This window comes from Streptomyces sp. NPDC007907, assembly GCF_042959365.1.
GTDB classification, from domain to species: domain Bacteria; phylum Actinomycetota; class Actinomycetes; order Streptomycetales; family Streptomycetaceae; genus Streptomyces; species Streptomyces indiaensis.
The window spans coordinates 170,317-187,509 of record NZ_JBIBKR010000007.1 but is presented as its reverse complement, the minus strand read 5'-3'; the positions used below and the strand labels follow the sequence as shown (position 1 = coordinate 187,509).

The window sequence follows — 17,193 nt, the reverse complement described above, 5'->3', positions numbered from 1 at the left end:
TGCCGTAAATCGAAAGCACGTGCTATATGGTCGGACGTGGCGTCGGGCATGCTGGAGAGCCGGGGTTTGTTGGCAACCCGTGAATCCGACCGGCGTTGTCAGTGGCTCCCCCTAGTCTGAGAAAGACGGGGGCCCCGCCCCTGTCACTTCTCTCAAGAAAGGTGCGGACCGGCGTGGCCGACCGTCTCATCGTTCGTGGAGCGCGCGAGCACAACCTGAAGAACGTCTCGCTCGACCTCCCGCGCGACTCGCTCATCGTCTTCACGGGCCTGTCGGGGTCGGGCAAGTCCTCGCTGGCCTTCGACACCATCTTCGCCGAGGGACAGCGGCGCTACGTGGAGTCTCTCTCCTCCTACGCCCGGCAGTTCCTGGGCCAGATGGACAAGCCGGACGTCGACTTCATCGAGGGTCTCTCCCCGGCCGTCTCCATCGACCAGAAGTCGACCTCGCGCAACCCGCGCTCCACCGTGGGCACCATCACCGAGGTCTACGACTACCTGCGCCTGCTCTTCGCGCGCATCGGCAAGCCGCACTGCCCCGAGTGCCGCCGCCCGATCTCGCGCCAGTCGCCGCAGGCCATCGTCGACCGGGTCCTGGAGCTGCCCGAGGGCAGCCGCTTCCAGGTGCTGTCGCCGCTGGTGCGCGAGCGCAAGGGCGAGTTCGTCGACCTCTTCTCCGACCTCCAGACCAAGGGCTACTCCCGCGCGCGGGTGGACGGCGAGACCATCCAGCTGTCGAACCCGCCCACGCTGAAGAAGCAGGAGAAGCACACCATCGAGGTGGTCGTCGACCGTCTCACCGTCAAGGACGGTGCCAAGCGCCGCCTCACCGACTCCGTGGAGACCGCCCTCGGCCTGTCCGGCGGCATGGTCGTGCTCGACTTCGTCGACCTCCCCGAGGACGACCCCGAGCGCGAGCGCATGTTCTCGGAGCACCTGTACTGCCCGTACGACGACCTGTCCTTCGAGGAGCTCGAGCCCCGCTCCTTCTCCTTCAACTCGCCCTTCGGCGCCTGCCCCGACTGCACCGGCATCGGCACGCGCATGGAGGTCGACCCGGAGCTCATCGTCCCCGACCCGGACAAGAGCCTCGACGAAGGCGCCATCCACCCGTGGTCGCACGGCCACACCAAGGACTACTTCGGCCGCCTGATCGGCGCGCTCGCCGACGCGCTGGGCTTCCGCACGGACATCCCCTTCGCGGGCCTGCCGCAGCGCGCCAAGAAGGCCCTGCTCCACGGCCACAAGACGCAGGTCGAGGTCCGTTACCGCAACCGCTACGGCCGCGAACGCCGGTACACCACGGCCTTCGAGGGCGCCGTCCCCTTCGTCAAGCGCCGGCACAGCGAGGCCGAGAGCGACTCCAGCCGCGAGCGCTTCGAGGGCTACATGCGCGAGGTGCCCTGCCCCACCTGTGAGGGCACGCGTCTGAAGCCGATCGTCCTCGCGGTCACGATCATGGACAAGTCCATCGCCGAGGTCGCCGCGATGTCGATCAGCGACTGCGCGGACTTCCTGGGCGAACTGAAGCTCACCGCCCGCGACAAGAAGATCGCCGAGCGCGTGCTGAAGGAGGTCAACGAGCGGCTGCGGTTCCTGGTCGACGTCGGCCTGGACTACCTCTCGCTGAACCGCGCGGCCGGCACCCTGTCCGGCGGCGAGGCCCAGCGCATCCGCCTGGCCACCCAGATCGGCTCCGGCCTCGTCGGCGTCCTCTACGTCCTCGACGAGCCGTCCATCGGTCTGCACCAGCGCGACAACCACCGGCTGATCGAGACCCTCGTCCGGCTGCGCGACATGGGCAACACCCTCATCGTCGTCGAGCACGACGAGGACACCATCAAGACCGCCGACTGGATCGTCGACATCGGCCCCGGCGCCGGCGAGCACGGCGGCAAGGTCGTGCACAGCGGCTCCCTGAAGGAGCTCCTCGCCAACGCCGAATCGCAGACCGGCCAGTACCTGTCCGGCAAGAAGGCCATCCCGCTGCCCGAGATCCGCCGCCCGCTGGACCCCTCCCGGCAGCTCACCGTGCACGGCGCCCGGGAGAACAACCTCCAGGACATCGACGTCTCGTTCCCCCTGGGCGTGTTCACCGCCGTCACCGGCGTCTCCGGCTCCGGCAAGTCGACGCTGGTCAACGACATCCTGTACACGCACCTCGCCCGTGAGCTGAACGGCGCGCGGAGCGTACCCGGGCGGCACACGCGCGTGGACGGCGACGACCTCGTCGACAAGGTCGTCCACGTGGACCAGTCGCCCATCGGCCGCACCCCCCGCTCCAACCCGGCCACGTACACCGGCGTCTTCGACCACATCCGCAAGCTGTTCGCCGAGACCACCGAGGCGAAGGTCCGCGGCTACCTGCCCGGCCGCTTCTCCTTCAACGTCAAGGGCGGCCGCTGCGAGAACTGCGCGGGCGACGGCACCATCAAGATCGAGATGAACTTCCTGCCGGACGTCTACGTCCCGTGCGAGGTCTGCCACGGCGCCCGGTACAACCGGGAGACCCTGGAGGTCCACTACAAGGGCAAGTCCATCGCCGAGGTGCTGAACATGCCGATCGAGGAGGCCACCGCCTTCTTCGAGGCGGTCCCCGCGATCGCCCGGCACCTCAACACGCTCAAGGACGTCGGCCTCGGCTACGTCCGCCTCGGCCAGGCCGCGACCACCCTGTCCGGCGGCGAGGCGCAGCGCGTGAAGCTCGCCAGCGAACTGCAGAAGCGCTCCACCGGCCGCACGGTCTACGTCCTGGACGAGCCGACCACCGGTCTGCACTTCGAGGACATCAGCAAGCTGCTGACGGTCCTGTCCGGCCTGGTCGACAAGGGCAACACGGTGATCGTCATCGAGCACAACCTCGACGTGATCAAGACCGCCGACTGGATCGTGGACATGGGCCCCGAAGGCGGCGCAGGCGGCGGCCTGGTCGTCGCCGAGGGCACGCCCGAGCAGGTGGCCGGGGTCCCGGCCAGCCACACCGGCAAGTTCCTGCGGGAGGTCCTCGGAGCCGACCGCGTCAGCGACGCGTCCTCGGTGAAGGCACCGCGCAAGGCCACGGCCCGCAAGACGGCGGCTCGCAAGACGGTCGCCGCCAAGACGGCGTCGGCCCGTAAGACCGCCACCAAGAAGGTCGACAGTACGGCCGCCAAGAAGACGGCGACCAAGACCACCAAGGCCGCCGCGAAGAAGACGACCCGGACCAGCAAGGGCTGAGCCCTGCCGAACGCGCCGTGCCCCAGGCTTCGACCTGTGGGGCACGGCGCGTTCCGTGTGCGGTCAGGCGGCCTTCGGCTCCACGAACTGCATGTCGAGCTGGATCTTGACCACGTCGCCGAGCACACCGGGAGCGAAGTGCAGCCCGAAGTCGCTGCGCCGGATCTCGCCCGTCGCCTCGAACCCGGCGTGCCGGCTGCCGTCCATGGGCACGTCGACCAGGCCGCCGAACTCCACGGCGAGCATCACCGGGCGGGTCACCTCGCCGATCGTCAGCTCCCCCTCCATGGTCCAGTCCTCACCCTCGCCCGACACCCGCGTCGAGCGGTACGTCATCGTCGGGCGCTTCTCCACGTCCAGGAGGTCTGAGGCGCGGACGTGCGCGTCCCGGTCGGTGTTGCCGGTGTTGATCGAGGCCAGGTCGACGGTCGCGGAGATCCGCACGTCCTCGACCCGCTCCCCGACGAACAGTCCGGCCTCCAGCCGCTCGAAGCGCCCCCGCACCTTGGCGATGCCCAGGTGCCGAATGGTGAAGTTCACGGAGGAGTGGAACGGGTCGAGGGCCCACTGACCGGGGGCGAGCGGCAGGGGCGTCAGGGCGGTGTCATTCGTCATGCCCTCCACCCTGAGGGCCGGCCGGTCCCCGAGGGAGACCGGCCGGAGCCTGGTAGTGACGGGGCCACCCTCCACGTCTGCACAGCCGGTACGTTCGGCGGGTGAGCGACAACGAGTTGGGCACGTTCCTGCGCACCTGGCGTGAAGCCGTCACCCCGGCCGAGGCGGGTCTGCCCGCGGGCCCCCGACGCCGTACCCCGGGCCTGCGGCGTGCCGAACTGGCCACCCTCGCGGGCGTCAGCGTCGAGTACATCACCCGGCTGGAACAGGGTCGCGACCGCAACCCGTCCGCCCAGGTGCTGGGCGCCCTGGCCGACGCCCTGAACCTCTCCCTCACCGACCGGACGCTGCTGCGTCGCCTGACCAAGGAGGCGGGCGGTGGCGACCCGCTGATCTGTGCGGCGGCCCCGCCGCTCAGCCGTGCGGCGCGCCCCACCGTGCGGGCGGTGCTGGACCGGCTGGAGCCGGCTCCCGCGCTGGTGGTCAACTGGATCGGCGACGTCCTCGCCCACACGGCCGGCTACGAACGGCTGGTCGGCCCCCTCGGCCTCCTCGACGACGAGCGGCCCAACCTGCTGCGGTACCTGTTCACCGACGCCCGGGCCCGCGACGCCTACAGGGACTGGGACCGGGTGGCCGACGACCTCGTCGCCCGGCTCCGGCACGGCGTCCCCCTCCGGGACCCGTATCTCGCCGAGCTGGCCGACGAGCTGACGGTGACGGCGGGTGCGGAGTTCACCGACCGGTTCGCCGACCTGGCCGCAGCGCCCCGACGGACGGCCTCCCAGCACATCGAGCACCCGGAGGCCGGGCCCCTGCGGCTGCTGAACGAGACGCTCACGCTTCCCGACGAGGGGCAGCACCTCGTCGTCCACCTGCCCGCGGACGACGCGACGGCCATCGCCCTGGACCGCCTCAACGGACGCCGCCCCGGCGCGCTGCGGGCGGTGGCGGTGGGGGAGACCGGCTGAAGCCCCGACCGGGTACGAGGCGCACAGGGCCCCGGCGGCCCGGTCCTCCACGGGCGGTGGTCGCGGGGCGTCCGGCCTGTCAGCCCTCCAGCTCGCGCGCGTACGGCGGCTCAGCCCCGGCGCGTGAGCAGGTGATCGCCGCCGCGCGGGCCGCGAACGCCAGCAGTTCCGTCCAGCCGGCGTGGCCCAGTTCGGCCAGGCCCCGTGTGCTCAGGGCGTCGCGCACGGCAAGCCCGTGCAGCAGGGCCGCGTTGACCGTGTCGCCCGCGCCGATGGTGTCCAGGACCTCGACGCGTTCGCCCGGCACCGTGTACTCCCCGTCGGCGGTGAAGGCGGTCAGGCCGTCACCGCCCCGCGTGATCACGACCGCGTCCGGTCCCGCCGCCAGCCATTCCCCGGGCGTGCCCCCGAGCCAGTCCGCGTCCTCCGCGGACAACTTCAGCAGCGACACCGACGGCAGCCAGCTCTTGAACCGCGCCCGGTAGGCGTCCGCGTCCGGAATCAGCCCGGGCCGGATGTTCGGGTCCAGCGCGGTGAACAGGCCCTGTGCCGACGCCCGGCGCATCATCTCCTCGTAGGCGCTCGCGCCCGGCTCCAGCACCAGGGAACAGGTGCCGAAGGACACCGCCCGGGTCCCGGACGGCAGCGCGGAGGGCGCCTCGAACAGCCGGTCGGCCGTCCCGTCGACGTAGAAGGAGTAGGCCGCCGAGCCGTCCGCGCCGACCGTGGCGACGGCCAGCGTCGTCGGCTCGGTGCCCCGCTGCACCGGGGACACGTCGACCCCGGACGCGCTCAGTCCGTCCAGCAGGGCCTGTCCGAAGGCGTCGGACGACACCCGGGAGCAGAAAGCGGTGGGGGAGCCGAGACGGCCCAGCGCCACGGCCGTGTTGTACGGGCCGCCCCCGAGCGCGGGCCGCAGCGCCGCCAGGGCACCCGTGCCCTGCGGTACCAGGTCGATCAGTGCCTCACCGGCGACGACGATCACGACGGGGTTCCTTCCTCGGACGGGCTCGGGCAGCCGCACGACGTGCGGTGGACGAAGGTGCAGGGCAGCCGCACGGTCCGGACCGGCCGGCCCGGTTCGGCGAGCCGCTCCAGAAGCACGTGGACGGCGCGGGCGCCGATGTCCCTGCCGGGCTGGGCGATGGCGGTGAGCCGGGGCGAGAAGAGATCCGCCCACGCGAAGTCGTCGAAACAGCACAGGGCGATGTCACCCGGCACGGACAGGCCGTGCGCACGCAGCGCACGCAGCACGCCGATGGTCATGGCGTTATTGCCGGTGACCAGCGCGGTGGGCGGCACCCCCAGCGACAACAGGGCCCCGGTCGCCTGCTCGGCACCCGCCGACTCCGAGTCGCCGTGCACCAGCAGCCGCTCGTCATACGCCAGGCCGCCGAAGGCCAGACCACTGCGGTACCCGGTGATCCGCTCGCTCGTCGTGCTGAGCCCGGGCCGCCCCGCCACGAGTCCGATCCGCCGGTGACCGAGCCCGGCGAGGTGGGTGACCAGCCGGGACATCGGTTCGGCGTTGTCGGCGCACACCTGGTCGACGTGCGGACCGCCGTTCTTGCCGGGCGCGTCCACCACCCGGTCCAGGAACACGGCCGGTACGTCGTGCCGCCCCAGGTAGGCGAGCAGCCCGCGCGGATCGGCGGAGGGCGCGACGATCAGGCCGTCGACCCGGCGCTCGTGCAGCAGCTGGACGACCTTGCGCTCGTGCTCCGGGTCGTCGTGCGGATCGGCGAGCAGCAGGCTGTATCCGGCCTCCAGCGCGGCGGCTTCGACGCCCTGGAGGATCTCCGTGAAGTAGGGATTGCTGATCGCCGACACCGCCAGGCCGATGGACCGGGTGCGGGAAGTCACCAGGGAACGGGCCAGCGTGTTCGGGGTGTAGCCGAGCTCCTCCACGGCGTCCAGCACCGCCTGGCGGGTGTGCGGCAGCACCGGCCGGGTCCCGTTCAGCACGTGAGAGACCGTCGCCACGGAAACACCGGCGCTGCGCGCGACATCGGCCATGGTCGCCATGGGCGTTCCCTCCTCCGCTTCCGGCGGGGAACGTATCGCATCGAGCGGCAGACGTAAACGCTTGCGCAATCGTTTACGTCCGACCGCTCCCGGTAGCCGAAGGACAGATCCGGAGCCGGAGCCGAAGGACAGGATCCGGGCTCGAAGGACAGATTCGGGCCCGAAGGCCGGGATCCGGGCCCGAAGGGCGGATCCGGGCTCCTGGAGAGGCGGTCCCCGTACGACGTCCCGCGCAGCGGTCCCGGGCGGCTACTCCCAGTCCCAGCCGATGCCCAGGAACCCCGCCCGTACCCGGGGCTCGACCAGGTGCACCGAGTGGTGCCGACCGCTCAGCGCCAAGCCCTGGCACGCGCCCCTCGGCGCCGCCGCGGAGTGCTGGGCGAAGCGGTGGCACCGCACCGGAAGGGCCGCCGGGTCGAAGCACACCTGAAGGACGTACTGACCCCCGGGGCAGTCGAAGCCGCGCACGTACTCGCGGGCCACACCCGCCGTGCCGTCCTCGACGCCGTAGCGGAACAGGAAGGTGTCCCCGGCCCGCAGCCGGGTGTCGAAGAGCAGCTCGGCCGCGAGCACCCCGGTGTCGCGGTGCCAACGGACACGCCCGGTACGGCAGTTCTCCAGGGCGTGCACCCGCATGCGCTCCGGCGCCGCACCGCGGTCCCCGTGGTGGACGGCCACGAAGCGGTCGATGCCGTCCCGGTGGGCGCGCACGATGTGGTGCGACTCACGCTCGGCGAGTTCGCGCCGCGCCCCGATCCGGAGCCGTTCGTGGTGGCCGAGGGAGTGCAGGCCCCCGTCCGGCGGGCAGTCCAGCTCGGCGAGCAACTGGTCCAGGACGCCGGAGGCCTCGACGAGGGAGCGGTAGGAGCGGGCGGCGGACCGCAGCCCGGACGTGCTGTCCCCGCTCTCGGCGAGCAGCCGGATCAGCGACTCCTCGGGAAGCTCCAGGATCTCCTCCAGCGCGCGCACGGCCCGCAGCGACTCGGGGCGCTGCGGGCGCCGGGCGCCCTGTTGCCAGTAACTCAGGCTGGTGACACCGACCTTCACCCCGTGTCGGGACAGGTGGTGCTGCACGCGCTGCAGGGGCAGGCCGCGGGCGGCGATGGCGGCCCGCAGGGCGACGTGGAAGGGGCCGCCTTGCAGGACCGAGTCCAGTTCCGCGGTGGCGACGTCCGCGTGCTGTGGGGCGTGCGGCATGCAGGGGCCTCTTCTCTGAGTCGGCAACGGCTGGTCAGACCGCTTGCGCGGGGCCCTCCCACCGGCGCGGGCAGGTCTTCACATCCGTACGCCGTCGTTCAGGGCCCGAGTTCCCCCGCATTGAAGCGTGTTGACCCGGCCCCGACAACACCTGATGCCGGACAGTGACCCACGTGCTCCCGGCCGGCGCCGCCCGGACATGCGAACGCCCAGGGCGTGCGCCCCGGGCGTTCGCGTCGGCCTGTGCTTCTGGGAGCGGCCGCCTAGGAGCGGTCGCCGCCGTCCTGTTCCCGCAGGGCCAGGCGCTTGGCCCGCACGATGTCGGGATCGCGCGGGTCCAGGGCGTCGGGCAGCGCGAACGCGTCGTCCGCGTACCGGCGGGCACGGGTCGTCCGCCGGGTTTTCTCGATCCGCATCCGCTTCATCTGCGCAGCCCTCCGACCCGTGGCCCGCCCGCTCCCCCACCGGGAAACGGCCGGTCCGCACCGACAACCTGTGCCTGCACCGGCACGGACGCCGCCCACCGGACGTCGCCGTGTGCCGTGGGTGAGCCACATTCCCACTCCCGGTGGGCCGTAACCCCCGGGCGGCCCATGCCGTTGGAAACTGCCTGCCGCCGGGACCCTGATCAGGTCCCTCCGCGGCGCCTGACTGTCGGTGCTCGCCAGTAGGGTGTGAGACATGGCCGACCCCTCCAGCTACCGCCCCAAACCGGGTGAGATCCCCGACTCGCCGGGGGTCTACAGGTTCCGTGACGAGCACCGCCGGGTGATCTACGTCGGAAAGGCGAAAAGCCTGCGCCAGCGCCTGGCGAACTACTTCCAGGACCTGGCGGGCCTGCACCCGCGCACCCGCTCCATGGTCACCACGGCCGCGTCCGTGGAGTGGACGGTGGTGTCGACGGAGGTCGAGGCGCTCCAGCTGGAGTACTCCTGGATCAAGGAGTACGACCCCCGGTTCAACGTCAAGTACCGCGACGACAAGAGCTACCCGTACCTCGCGGTGACGATGAACGAGGAGTACCCGCGCGTGCAGGTGATGCGCGGTCACAAGAAGAAGGGCGTGCGCTACTTCGGGCCGTACGCGCACGCGTGGGCGATCCGTGACACCGTCGACCTGCTGCTGCGCGTCTTCCCCGTGCGTACGTGCTCGGCGGGCGTGTTCAAGAACGCCGCCCGTACCGGCCGCCCCTGCCTCCTGGGTTACATCGGCAAGTGCTCCGCCCCCTGCGTCGGCCGCGTCTCCGCCGAGGAACACCGCGAACTGGCCGAGGAGTTCTGCGACTTCATGACCGGCCGGACCAGCACGTACATCCGCCGGCTGGAGAAGCAGATGGTGGAAGCGGCCGACGAGATGGAGTACGAGCGGGCCGCCCGGCTGCGCGACGACATCGGCGCCCTGAAGAAGGCCATGGAGAAGAACGCGGTCGTGCTCGCCGACGCGACCGACGCCGACCTGATCGCGGTCGCCGAGGACGAGCTGGAGGCGGCGGTCCAGATCTTCCACGTGCGCGGCGGGCGCGTGCGCGGCCAGCGCGGCTGGGTCACCGACAAGGTGGAGGAGATCACCACCGGTGCCCTCGTCGAGCACGCCCTGCAGCAGCTGTACGGGGAGGAGACCGGGGACGCCGTCCCCAAGGAGGTCCTCGTCCCCGCCCTGCCCGACCCCGTCGAGCCCGTCCAGGAGTGGCTCGCCGGGCGGCGCGGCTCCGGGGTCTCCCTGCGCATCCCGCAGCGCGGCGACAAGAAGGCCCTCATGGAGACCGTGCAGCGCAACGCCCAGCAGGCGCTCGTGCTGCACAAGACCAAGCGCGCCTCCGACCTGACCACGCGCTCACGCGCTCTGGAGGAGATCGCCGACGCCCTCGACCTGGACAGCGCCCCGCTCCGGATCGAGTGCTACGACATCTCCCACCTCCAGGGTGACGACGTCGTGGCCTCCATGGTCGTCTTCGAGGACGGCCTGGCCCGCAAGAGCGAGTACCGCCGCTTCCAGATCAAGGGCTTCGCCGGGCAGGACGACGTCCGCTCCATGCACGAGGTGATCACCCGGCGCTTCCGGCGTTACCTCGCCGAGAAGGAGAAGACGGGGGAGTGGACCGACGGCGAGAGCGCCCAGCCTTCCGTGACCGACGGCGAGGGCGCCGCGGCGCCCGTGACCGGCGGCGGGAACGCCGCGGCTCCCGTGCCCCACGACGACAACGCCGTGGCTCCCATGACCGACGGCAACGGCGACCTCGTCGGGACCGGTCCCACCGAGGACGACGGCCGCCCCAAGAAGTTCGCCTACCCGCCCCAGCTCGTCGTCGTCGACGGCGGCGCCCCGCAGGTCGCTGCCGCCCGGCGCGCCATGGACGAGCTCGGCATCGACGACATCGCCGTGTGCGGCCTCGCCAAGCGGTTGGAGGAGGTCTGGCTGCCCGGCGACGACGACCCGGTGGTCTTGCCCCGCACCAGCGAGGGCCTGTACCTGCTCCAGCGCGTCCGTGACGAGGCCCACAGGTTCGCGATCACCTACCAGCGCACCAAGCGGTCCAAGCGCTTCCGCTCCAGCCCCCTGGACGACGTCCCCGGCCTCGGGGACACGCGCAAGCAGGCACTTCTGAAGCACTTCGGTTCGTTGAAGAAACTGCGATCCGCCACGATCGACCAGATCTGCGAGGTCCCCGGCATAGGCCGCAAGACGGCCGAGACGATCGCCGTGGCCCTCGCCCGGTCGGCCCCGGCCGCACCCGCCGTCAACACGGCGACCGGAGAGATCATGGAAGAGGAACCGGGCACCATGGGTTCCAGTGGGGAACCCGTGGCAACGGGCACCCCGGACGAACGACGGGGGCAGGAGACATGAATGTGAACGAGCACGACGCGCGACAAGAGCAAGCCGGAGACGGAGCACAGGTGAGTACGGGCACGCCCAACGACAAGGCCTCGGTCCCGGACGCGGCCATCCCCGAGCTGGTGATCATCTCCGGCATGTCCGGAGCCGGGCGCTCCACGGCGGCGAAGTGCCTGGAGGACCTCGGCTGGTTCGTCGTGGACAACCTGCCGCCCGCCCTGATCCCCACCATGGTGGAGCTCGGTGCCCGCTCCCAGGGCAACGTGGCGAGGATCGCCGTCGTCGTCGACGTCCGCGGGCGCCGCTTCTTCGACAACCTCCGCGAGTCCCTCGCCGACCTGGAGGCGAAGAACGTCACACGGCGGATCGTCTTCCTCGAGTCCTCCGACGAGGCCCTGGTCCGCCGTTTCGAGTCGGTGCGCCGCCCGCACCCGCTGCAGGGCGACGGCCGCATCGTCGACGGCATCGCCGCCGAACGCGAGCTGCTGCGCGAGCTGCGCGGCGACGCCGACCTGGTGATCGACACCTCCAGCCTGAACGTCCACGAGCTGCGCGCCAAGATGGACGCCCAGTTCGCCGGCGAGGAGGAGCCGGAGCTGCGGGCCACGGTGATGTCGTTCGGCTACAAGTACGGCCTCCCGGTCGACGCCGACCTCGTCGTCGACTGCCGCTTCCTGCCGAACCCGCACTGGGTCCCGGAGCTGCGCCCGTACACGGGCCTCAACGAGGAGGTCTCCGGCTACGTCTTCAACCAGCCCGGCGCCAAGGAGTTCCTCGACCGCTACACGGAGCTCCTGCAGCTGGTCGCCACCGGCTACCGCCGGGAGGGCAAGCGCTACGTGACCATCGCCGTGGGCTGTACGGGCGGCAAGCACCGCTCGGTCGCCATGTCGGAGAAGCTCGCCGCCCGGCTCGCCGCCGAGGGCGTGGAGACGGTGGTCGTACACCGGGACATGGGACGCGAATGACACGACGTACACCCCGGCTGAGCCGGCTGCGCCGGGTGGTGCCCGAGAGCAACGGTGACAAGGGCGCCTCCGGCCAGAAGGGCGGCCGGCCCGCCGAGGCCCGGGGCGGCAGGCCGCGCCGGCGCGGCACCCAGCCCAAGGTCGTCGCCCTCGGCGGCGGCATGGGCCTGTCCGCCTCGCTCGCGGCGCTGCGCCGGATCACCGGCGACCTCACCGCCGTCGTCACCGTGGCCGACGACGGCGGCTCCAGCGGCCGGCTGCGCGACGAGCTGGGCGTGCTGCCGCCCGGGGACCTGCGCAAGGCCCTGGCGGCGCTGTGCGGCGACGACGACTGGGGTCAGACCTGGGCCCGGGTCATCCAGCACCGCTTCCAGTCCCAGGGCGACCTGCACGAGCACGCGGTCGGCAACCTGCTGATCGTCGCCCTGTGGGAGCAGCTCGGCGACCATGTCCAGGCCCTCGACCTGGTGGGACGGCTGCTGGGCGCCCAGGGGCGGGTGCTGCCGATGTCCGCCGTGCCGCTGGAGCTCCAGGCCCTGGTCAAGGGCCACGACCCGGAGCGCCCGGAGGACGTCGACACGGTCCGCGGCCAGGCGACCGTCGCCCTCACCCCGGGCGAGGTGCAGTCCGTGCACCTGGTGCCCTGCGACCCGCCGGCCGTGCCCGAGGCGGTCGAAGCCGTCCTGGACGCCGACTGGGTGGTGCTCGGCCCCGGCTCCTGGTTCTCCTCGGTCATTCCGCACCTGCTCGTGCCCGAACTGCTGGACGCGCTCACGCAGACGAAGGCCCGCCGGGTACTCTCCCTGAACCTCGCGCCGCAGCCCGGAGAAACCGAGGGCTTCTCCCCGCAGCGTCATTTGGAGGTTTTGGGACGACACGCCCCTAAACTCGCCCTGGACGTGGTGCTGGCCGACGAGGCCGCCGTGCCCGACCGTGACTCCCTGACCGACGCCGCCAAGCGGTTCGGGGCCGCGGTCGAGCTGGCGCCGGTGGCCAGGCCCGACGGAACCCCGAGGCACGACCCGGAGCTGTTGGCCGCCGCGTACGACCGTATTTTTCGGATGCATGGAAGGATCGGCCCATGGCGATGACGGCAGCGGTGAAGGATGAGATCTCCCGGCTCCCCGTCACCCGGACCTGCTGCAGAAAGGCGGAGGTCTCCGCCATCCTGCGGTTCGCCGGCGGCCTTCACCTCGTGAGCGGTCGGATCGTGATCGAGGCGGAGCTGGACACCGCGATGGCGGCCCGCCGTCTCAAGCGGGACATCCTGGAGATCTTCGGCCACGGCTCCGAGCTGATCGTGATGGCTCCGGGCGGACTGCGACGCGGCTCGCGGTACGTGGTGCGGGTCGTCGCGGGCGGTGACCAGCTCGCCCGCCAGACCGGCCTGGTCGACGGGCGGGGCCGCCCGATCCGCGGCCTGCCCCCGCAGGTGGTCTCGGGGGCCACCTGCGACGCCGAGGCCGCCTGGCGTGGCGCGTTCCTGGCGCACGGCTCGCTCACCGAGCCCGGCCGCTCCTCCTCCCTGGAGGTGACCTGCCCGGGTCCCGAGGCCGCGCTCGCCCTGGTCGGCGCCGCCCGACGGTTGTCGATTCCCGCCAAGGCCCGCGAGGTGCGCGGCGTGGACCGGGTCGTCGTCCGTGACGGCGACGCGATCGGCGCCCTGCTGACCCGCCTCGGCGCGCACGAATCGGTGCTGGCCTGGGAGGAACGCCGGATGCGCCGTGAGGTGCGCGCCACGGCGAACCGGCTCGCCAACTTCGACGACGCCAACCTGCGCAGGTCGGCCCGTGCGGCCGTCGCCGCCGGCGCCCGGGTGCAGCGCGCCCTGGAGATCCTCGCCGACGACGTGCCCGAGCACCTCGCCGCCGCCGGCCGGCTGCGCATGGAGCACAAGCAGGCCTCCCTGGAGGAACTGGGCGCGCTCGCCGACCCACCGCTCACCAAGGACGCCGTCGCCGGCCGGATCCGCCGCCTGCTGGCCATGGCCGACAAGCGCGCCTCCGACCTCGGCATCCCGGGCACGGAGGCCAACCTCAGCGAGGAGCTGGCCGACAACCTGGTCGGCTGATCCCACACGACGTCAAAAAGCCGGTTCAGGCGCCCACTTGGGTGACCGGAACCGGCTTTTGCGTGTCGCCGGGTACCCTTGACTCGATCATGGTCTGTCATGAGCCTGGCATCTGTTCGCTGCTGTGGCGGACCCACGCAAGGGGGGTTCATGAGACGAAGAGCGAGATCGATCCTCGCTGTCGGCGCGCTCCTGATCGGCGGAGCGAGCTTCGCACCCATCGCCCAGGCACAACCGGGGAGTCCGGCCCCGTCCGACCCGGACGAAGTCAAGGTCTTCCGGGCCGACGTCACCAGCAAGCAGGTACCCCTGCTGCTGGCGGCCGGCCAGGACGGCCACGAACTGAGTGAGCGCGTCCCCGCGAAGGGCACCGCGACCGTCGAGGTCTACCTGACGGACCGGCAGGCGAAGAAGCTGGAGAAGCAGGGCGTCGACCTCACCGAGCACGAGCTCTCCACCCGGGCCGAGGCCCGCGTCGAGGCCGCCGCCGAGGGCGTGTTCCGCCCGTACAGCGGCAAAGGCGGCCTGCGGGAGGAACTCCTGCGCACCGCCCAGGAGCACCCGGACCTCACCAAGGTCGTCTCCATCGGCAAGACCGTCAAGGGCCAGGACATCCTCGCGCTCAAGCTCACCAAGGGCGCGAAGAAGACGAAGGACGGCTCCAAGCCCGCGGTCCTCTACATGTCCAACCAGCACGCACGCGAGTGGATCACGCCGGAGATGACCCGGCGTCTGATGCACCACTATCTGGACAACTACAAGAAGGACCGGCGCCTCAAGAAGATCGTCGACTCCACCGAACTGTGGTTCCTGCTGTCGGCCAACCCCGACGGCTACGACTACACCTTCGCGGACCCCGCCCACCGCCAGTGGCGCAAGAACCTGCGGGACGTCAACGGCGACGGCGTCATCACCACCGGCGACGGCGTCGACCTCAACCGCAACTTCGCCTACAAGTGGGGCTACGACAACGAGGGTTCGTCCCCCAACCCCACCAGCCAGACCTACCGCGGCGCGGGCCCGAACTCCGAGCCGGAGACCCAGGCCCTGGACGCCTTCCAGAAGCGGATCGGCTTCACGTACGGCATCAACTACCACTCCGCCGCCGAACTCCTCCTCTACGGAGTCGGCTGGCAGGTGGCCACGCACACCCCGGACGACGTCGTCTACGAGGCGCTCGCCGGCACGCCCGACAACTCCGCGATCCCCGGCTACCACCCGCAGCTGTCCTCCGAGCTGTACACCACCAACGGTGAAGCCGACGGCCATGCGGCGAACGTCAACGGCCTGGCGATGTTCACCCCCGAGATGTCGACCTGCCAGACCGCCTCGGACCTGGACCCGAACGACGAGTGGAAGGCCTCCGACTGCCAGTCGGTCTTCACCTTCCCGGACGACGAGAAGCTGATCCAGCAGGAGTTCGCCAAGAACATCCCGTTCGCGCTCTCCGTCGCCGAGACCGCCGCCCACCCCGACCGGCCGTCCTCGTCGGTCGGCCTGAACGCCGCCGACTTCACCCCGGCAGCGTTCACCACCTCCTACTCCCGCGGCGCCGACCAGGAGGTCTCCGTCGTCGTCCGGAAGGCCGTGCGCGACAAGGAACTCAAGTACCGCGTCAACGGCGGCCGCATCCGGGACATGGCGCTCAAGCCGTGGAAGGGCGGCGAGACCTACGGCGGTGAGGACAACCTCTACTTCGACGAGTACCGGGCGAAGGTCAAGGACGGCGAGCCGGGCGACAAGGTCGAGGTGTGGTTCACCGGCGAGGCGAAGAACGGCAGGAAGGTCGCCGGCGAGCACTTCACCTACACCGTCGCCGAGCGGCCCCGGGCGAACACCCTCGTCGTCGCCGAGGAGGGCGCGACCGCCACACAGGCGCAGACGTACGTGGACGCGCTCAAGGCGAGCGGCCGCAAGGCGATCGTCTGGGACGTCGCCCGGCAGGGCGCGCCGGACGCGCTCGGCGTGCTGAGCCACTTCGACACCGTCGTCCACTACACGGGCGCTGGCGTCCCGGGCGTCGCCACCCAGCTCCAGCTGCGTGCCTTCCTCAACGAGGGCGGCCGGCTGATCGAGGCCGGTGAACAGGCCGGCGGCGACGTCGACCTCGGCGGCGGCGCGCTGTCGGACGACTTCAGCCAGTACTACCTGGGCGCCTACACCCGCACCGCCACCCCCGGGGCCACCGGCTTCACCGGCTCCGGCGAGCTGGGCGGCGTCACCGGACCGCTGGGCGCCGCCCCCGGCAATCCGCTGGACAAGGCCGGCACCTACAGCGTCACCTCCGACGAACTGCGGACCGACGAGTTCCCGCAGTTCGCCAGCAAGGGCGCCGGGCAGTTCGCCGGCACGGTCAACCCGTACGGCCCGTACGCGGGCACCTCGATGGCCGCCGCCGTCCACACCGACGACGCCTACAAGCGCCTCACCCGCACCGTGGACCTCACCGGTACCACCGCGGCCCAGCAGCCGGCCCTGCGCACCCAGCTCCTGTGGGACACCGAGCCCGGCTACGACCACGCCGTCGTCGAGGTCCACACCGCGGGCTCCGACGACTGGACGACCCTTCCCGAGGCCGGCGGCGCCACCAGGACCACCGCGCCGACGGAGTGCGAGGGCGGCTTCTACGTCAACGAGCACCCCTGGCTGAAGCACTATCTGACCGTGGCGGCCGACGGCTGCTCCGCGACCGGCACCACCGGCGCGTGGAACAGCCTCACCGGCAGCTCCGGCGGCTGGCGGCAGGTGAACTTCGACCTGAGCGCCTACGCCGGGAAGACGGTCGAGGTCTCGATCAGCTACGTCACCGACCCCGGCAGCGGCGGGCGCGGCGTCCTCGCCGACGACGCCTCGCTCGTCGTCGGCGGCACGGCGCGGGAGACCGAGGGCTTCGAGACCTCGCTCGGCGCCTGGAAGCCGGCCGGACCGCCCGCGGGCAGCCCGGCCGTCCTCAAGGACTGGGCCCGCACCGGCGCCCTGTTCCAGACGTACGGCGCGGTCACCACGGACGACACCGTGCTGCTGGGCTTCGGCCTGGAGCACGTCACCGCCGCGGCCGACCGGGCGGCGCTGATGAGGAAGGCACTCGCTTCCCTCGACGGGTGAGTTCCCTGGTCGACAGGGAACCCCCGTGAGACAGCGACATTGAGTGATCTTGCTCGCGGCGGTGGGCGGTCCGTACCCCTACTGGCGGGTACGGACCGCCCTGCCGTGTATGAGGCATCTGGATGTCACCACCAGCCCTTCCGGGAGGTAGGGTCGTAGGCGGTCGGGGACATCCCAAACAGAGCTCGCCG

12 protein-coding genes are annotated in these 17,193 nt (G+C 71.4%); 7 read left to right on the top strand and 5 right to left on the bottom strand.

Annotated features, from left to right (window positions below):
* The first annotated feature begins 173 nt into the window (after window positions 1–173).
* A complete protein-coding gene (uvrA, locus tag ACFZDI_RS28120; RefSeq protein ID WP_391254104.1) occupies window positions 174–3,215 on the top strand; it encodes an excinuclease ABC subunit UvrA in 3,042 nt (1,013 codons plus the stop codon).
* Between the two features lie 63 nt (window positions 3,216–3,278).
* On the opposite strand, the gene ACFZDI_RS28115 is transcribed toward uvrA, so the two are convergent.
* Window positions 3,279–3,830, bottom strand: a complete 552-nt coding sequence (locus tag ACFZDI_RS28115; RefSeq protein ID WP_234847339.1) for a YceI family protein — start codon at window positions 3,828–3,830, stop codon at window positions 3,279–3,281.
* Window positions 3,831–3,931: 101 nt separating this feature from the next.
* On the opposite strand from ACFZDI_RS28115, the gene ACFZDI_RS28110 reads away from it, so the two are divergent.
* A complete protein-coding gene (locus ACFZDI_RS28110) occupies window positions 3,932–4,801 on the top strand; it encodes a helix-turn-helix domain-containing protein (protein WP_391254101.1) in 870 nt (289 codons plus the stop codon).
* Between the two features lie 79 nt (window positions 4,802–4,880).
* On the opposite strand, the gene ACFZDI_RS28105 is transcribed toward ACFZDI_RS28110, so the two are convergent.
* From ACFZDI_RS28105 to ACFZDI_RS28090, 4 genes are all read right to left on the bottom strand, one after another.
* A complete protein-coding gene (locus tag ACFZDI_RS28105) occupies window positions 4,881–5,786 on the bottom strand; it encodes a PfkB family carbohydrate kinase (protein WP_391254100.1) in 906 nt (301 codons plus the stop codon).
* Complete coding sequence (locus ACFZDI_RS28100; RefSeq protein ID WP_391254099.1) at window positions 5,783–6,826, bottom strand: substrate-binding domain-containing protein; 1,044 nt, start codon at window positions 6,824–6,826, stop codon at window positions 5,783–5,785. The genes ACFZDI_RS28105 and ACFZDI_RS28100 overlap by 4 nt, the downstream gene beginning before the upstream one ends.
* A gap of 249 nt (window positions 6,827–7,075) precedes the next feature.
* Entirely contained in the window at window positions 7,076–8,023 is a 948-nt protein-coding gene (locus ACFZDI_RS28095) for a hypothetical protein (RefSeq protein WP_234847343.1), read from the bottom strand.
* 263 nt (window positions 8,024–8,286) lie between these two features.
* The gene (locus ACFZDI_RS28090; protein WP_234847344.1) at window positions 8,287–8,439 is read right to left on the bottom strand and encodes a hypothetical protein; all 153 of its coding nucleotides are present in this window, start codon (window positions 8,437–8,439) and stop codon (window positions 8,287–8,289) included.
* 265 nt (window positions 8,440–8,704) lie between these two features.
* Here ACFZDI_RS28090 and uvrC point away from each other — a divergent pair, with 265 nt between their 5' ends.
* From uvrC to ACFZDI_RS28065, 5 genes are all read left to right on the top strand, one after another.
* A complete protein-coding gene (gene uvrC / locus ACFZDI_RS28085; protein ID WP_391254097.1) occupies window positions 8,705–10,870 on the top strand; it encodes an excinuclease ABC subunit UvrC in 2,166 nt (721 codons plus the stop codon).
* Complete coding sequence (rapZ, locus tag ACFZDI_RS28080) at window positions 10,867–11,826, top strand: RNase adapter RapZ (protein ID WP_391254095.1); 960 nt, start codon at window positions 10,867–10,869, stop codon at window positions 11,824–11,826. Before uvrC ends, rapZ begins: the two co-directional genes overlap by 4 nt.
* Entirely contained in the window at window positions 11,823–12,917 is a 1,095-nt protein-coding gene (gene yvcK / locus ACFZDI_RS28075; RefSeq protein ID WP_234847347.1) for a uridine diphosphate-N-acetylglucosamine-binding protein YvcK, read from the top strand. The genes rapZ and yvcK overlap by 4 nt, the downstream gene beginning before the upstream one ends.
* Complete coding sequence (gene whiA / locus ACFZDI_RS28070; protein WP_234847348.1) at window positions 12,908–13,897, top strand: DNA-binding protein WhiA; 990 nt, start codon at window positions 12,908–12,910, stop codon at window positions 13,895–13,897. The genes yvcK and whiA overlap by 10 nt, the downstream gene beginning before the upstream one ends.
* Window positions 13,898–14,047: 150 nt before the next feature.
* Window positions 14,048–17,002: a M14 family zinc carboxypeptidase gene (locus ACFZDI_RS28065; RefSeq protein ID WP_391254092.1), complete on the top strand. Its 2,955-nt coding sequence runs from the start codon at window positions 14,048–14,050 to the stop codon at window positions 17,000–17,002.
* Window positions 17,003–17,193 lie beyond the last annotated feature (191 nt).

What these genes read in the sequence shown, in the direction of transcription:
- whiA (WP_234847348.1), top strand. Translation starts at nt 12,908, where the DNA reads ATGGCGATGACGGCAGCGGTGAAGGATGAGATCTCCCGGCTCCCCGTC.
- ACFZDI_RS28090 (WP_234847344.1), bottom strand. Translation starts at nt 8,439, where the DNA reads ATGCGGATCGAGAAAACCCGGCGGACGACCCGTGCCCGCCGGTACGCG.
- uvrC (WP_391254097.1), top strand. Translation starts at nt 8,705, where the DNA reads ATGGCCGACCCCTCCAGCTACCGCCCCAAACCGGGTGAGATCCCCGAC.
- ACFZDI_RS28095 (WP_234847343.1), bottom strand. Translation starts at nt 8,023, where the DNA reads ATGCCGCACGCCCCACAGCACGCGGACGTCGCCACCGCGGAACTGGAC.
- yvcK (WP_234847347.1), top strand. Translation starts at nt 11,823, where the DNA reads ATGACACGACGTACACCCCGGCTGAGCCGGCTGCGCCGGGTGGTGCCC.
- rapZ (WP_391254095.1), top strand. Translation starts at nt 10,867, where the DNA reads ATGAATGTGAACGAGCACGACGCGCGACAAGAGCAAGCCGGAGACGGA.
- ACFZDI_RS28100 (WP_391254099.1), bottom strand. Translation starts at nt 6,826, where the DNA reads ATGGCGACCATGGCCGATGTCGCGCGCAGCGCCGGTGTTTCCGTGGCG.
- ACFZDI_RS28115 (WP_234847339.1), bottom strand. Translation starts at nt 3,830, where the DNA reads ATGACGAATGACACCGCCCTGACGCCCCTGCCGCTCGCCCCCGGTCAG.
- ACFZDI_RS28065 (WP_391254092.1), top strand. Translation starts at nt 14,048, where the DNA reads ATGAGACGAAGAGCGAGATCGATCCTCGCTGTCGGCGCGCTCCTGATC.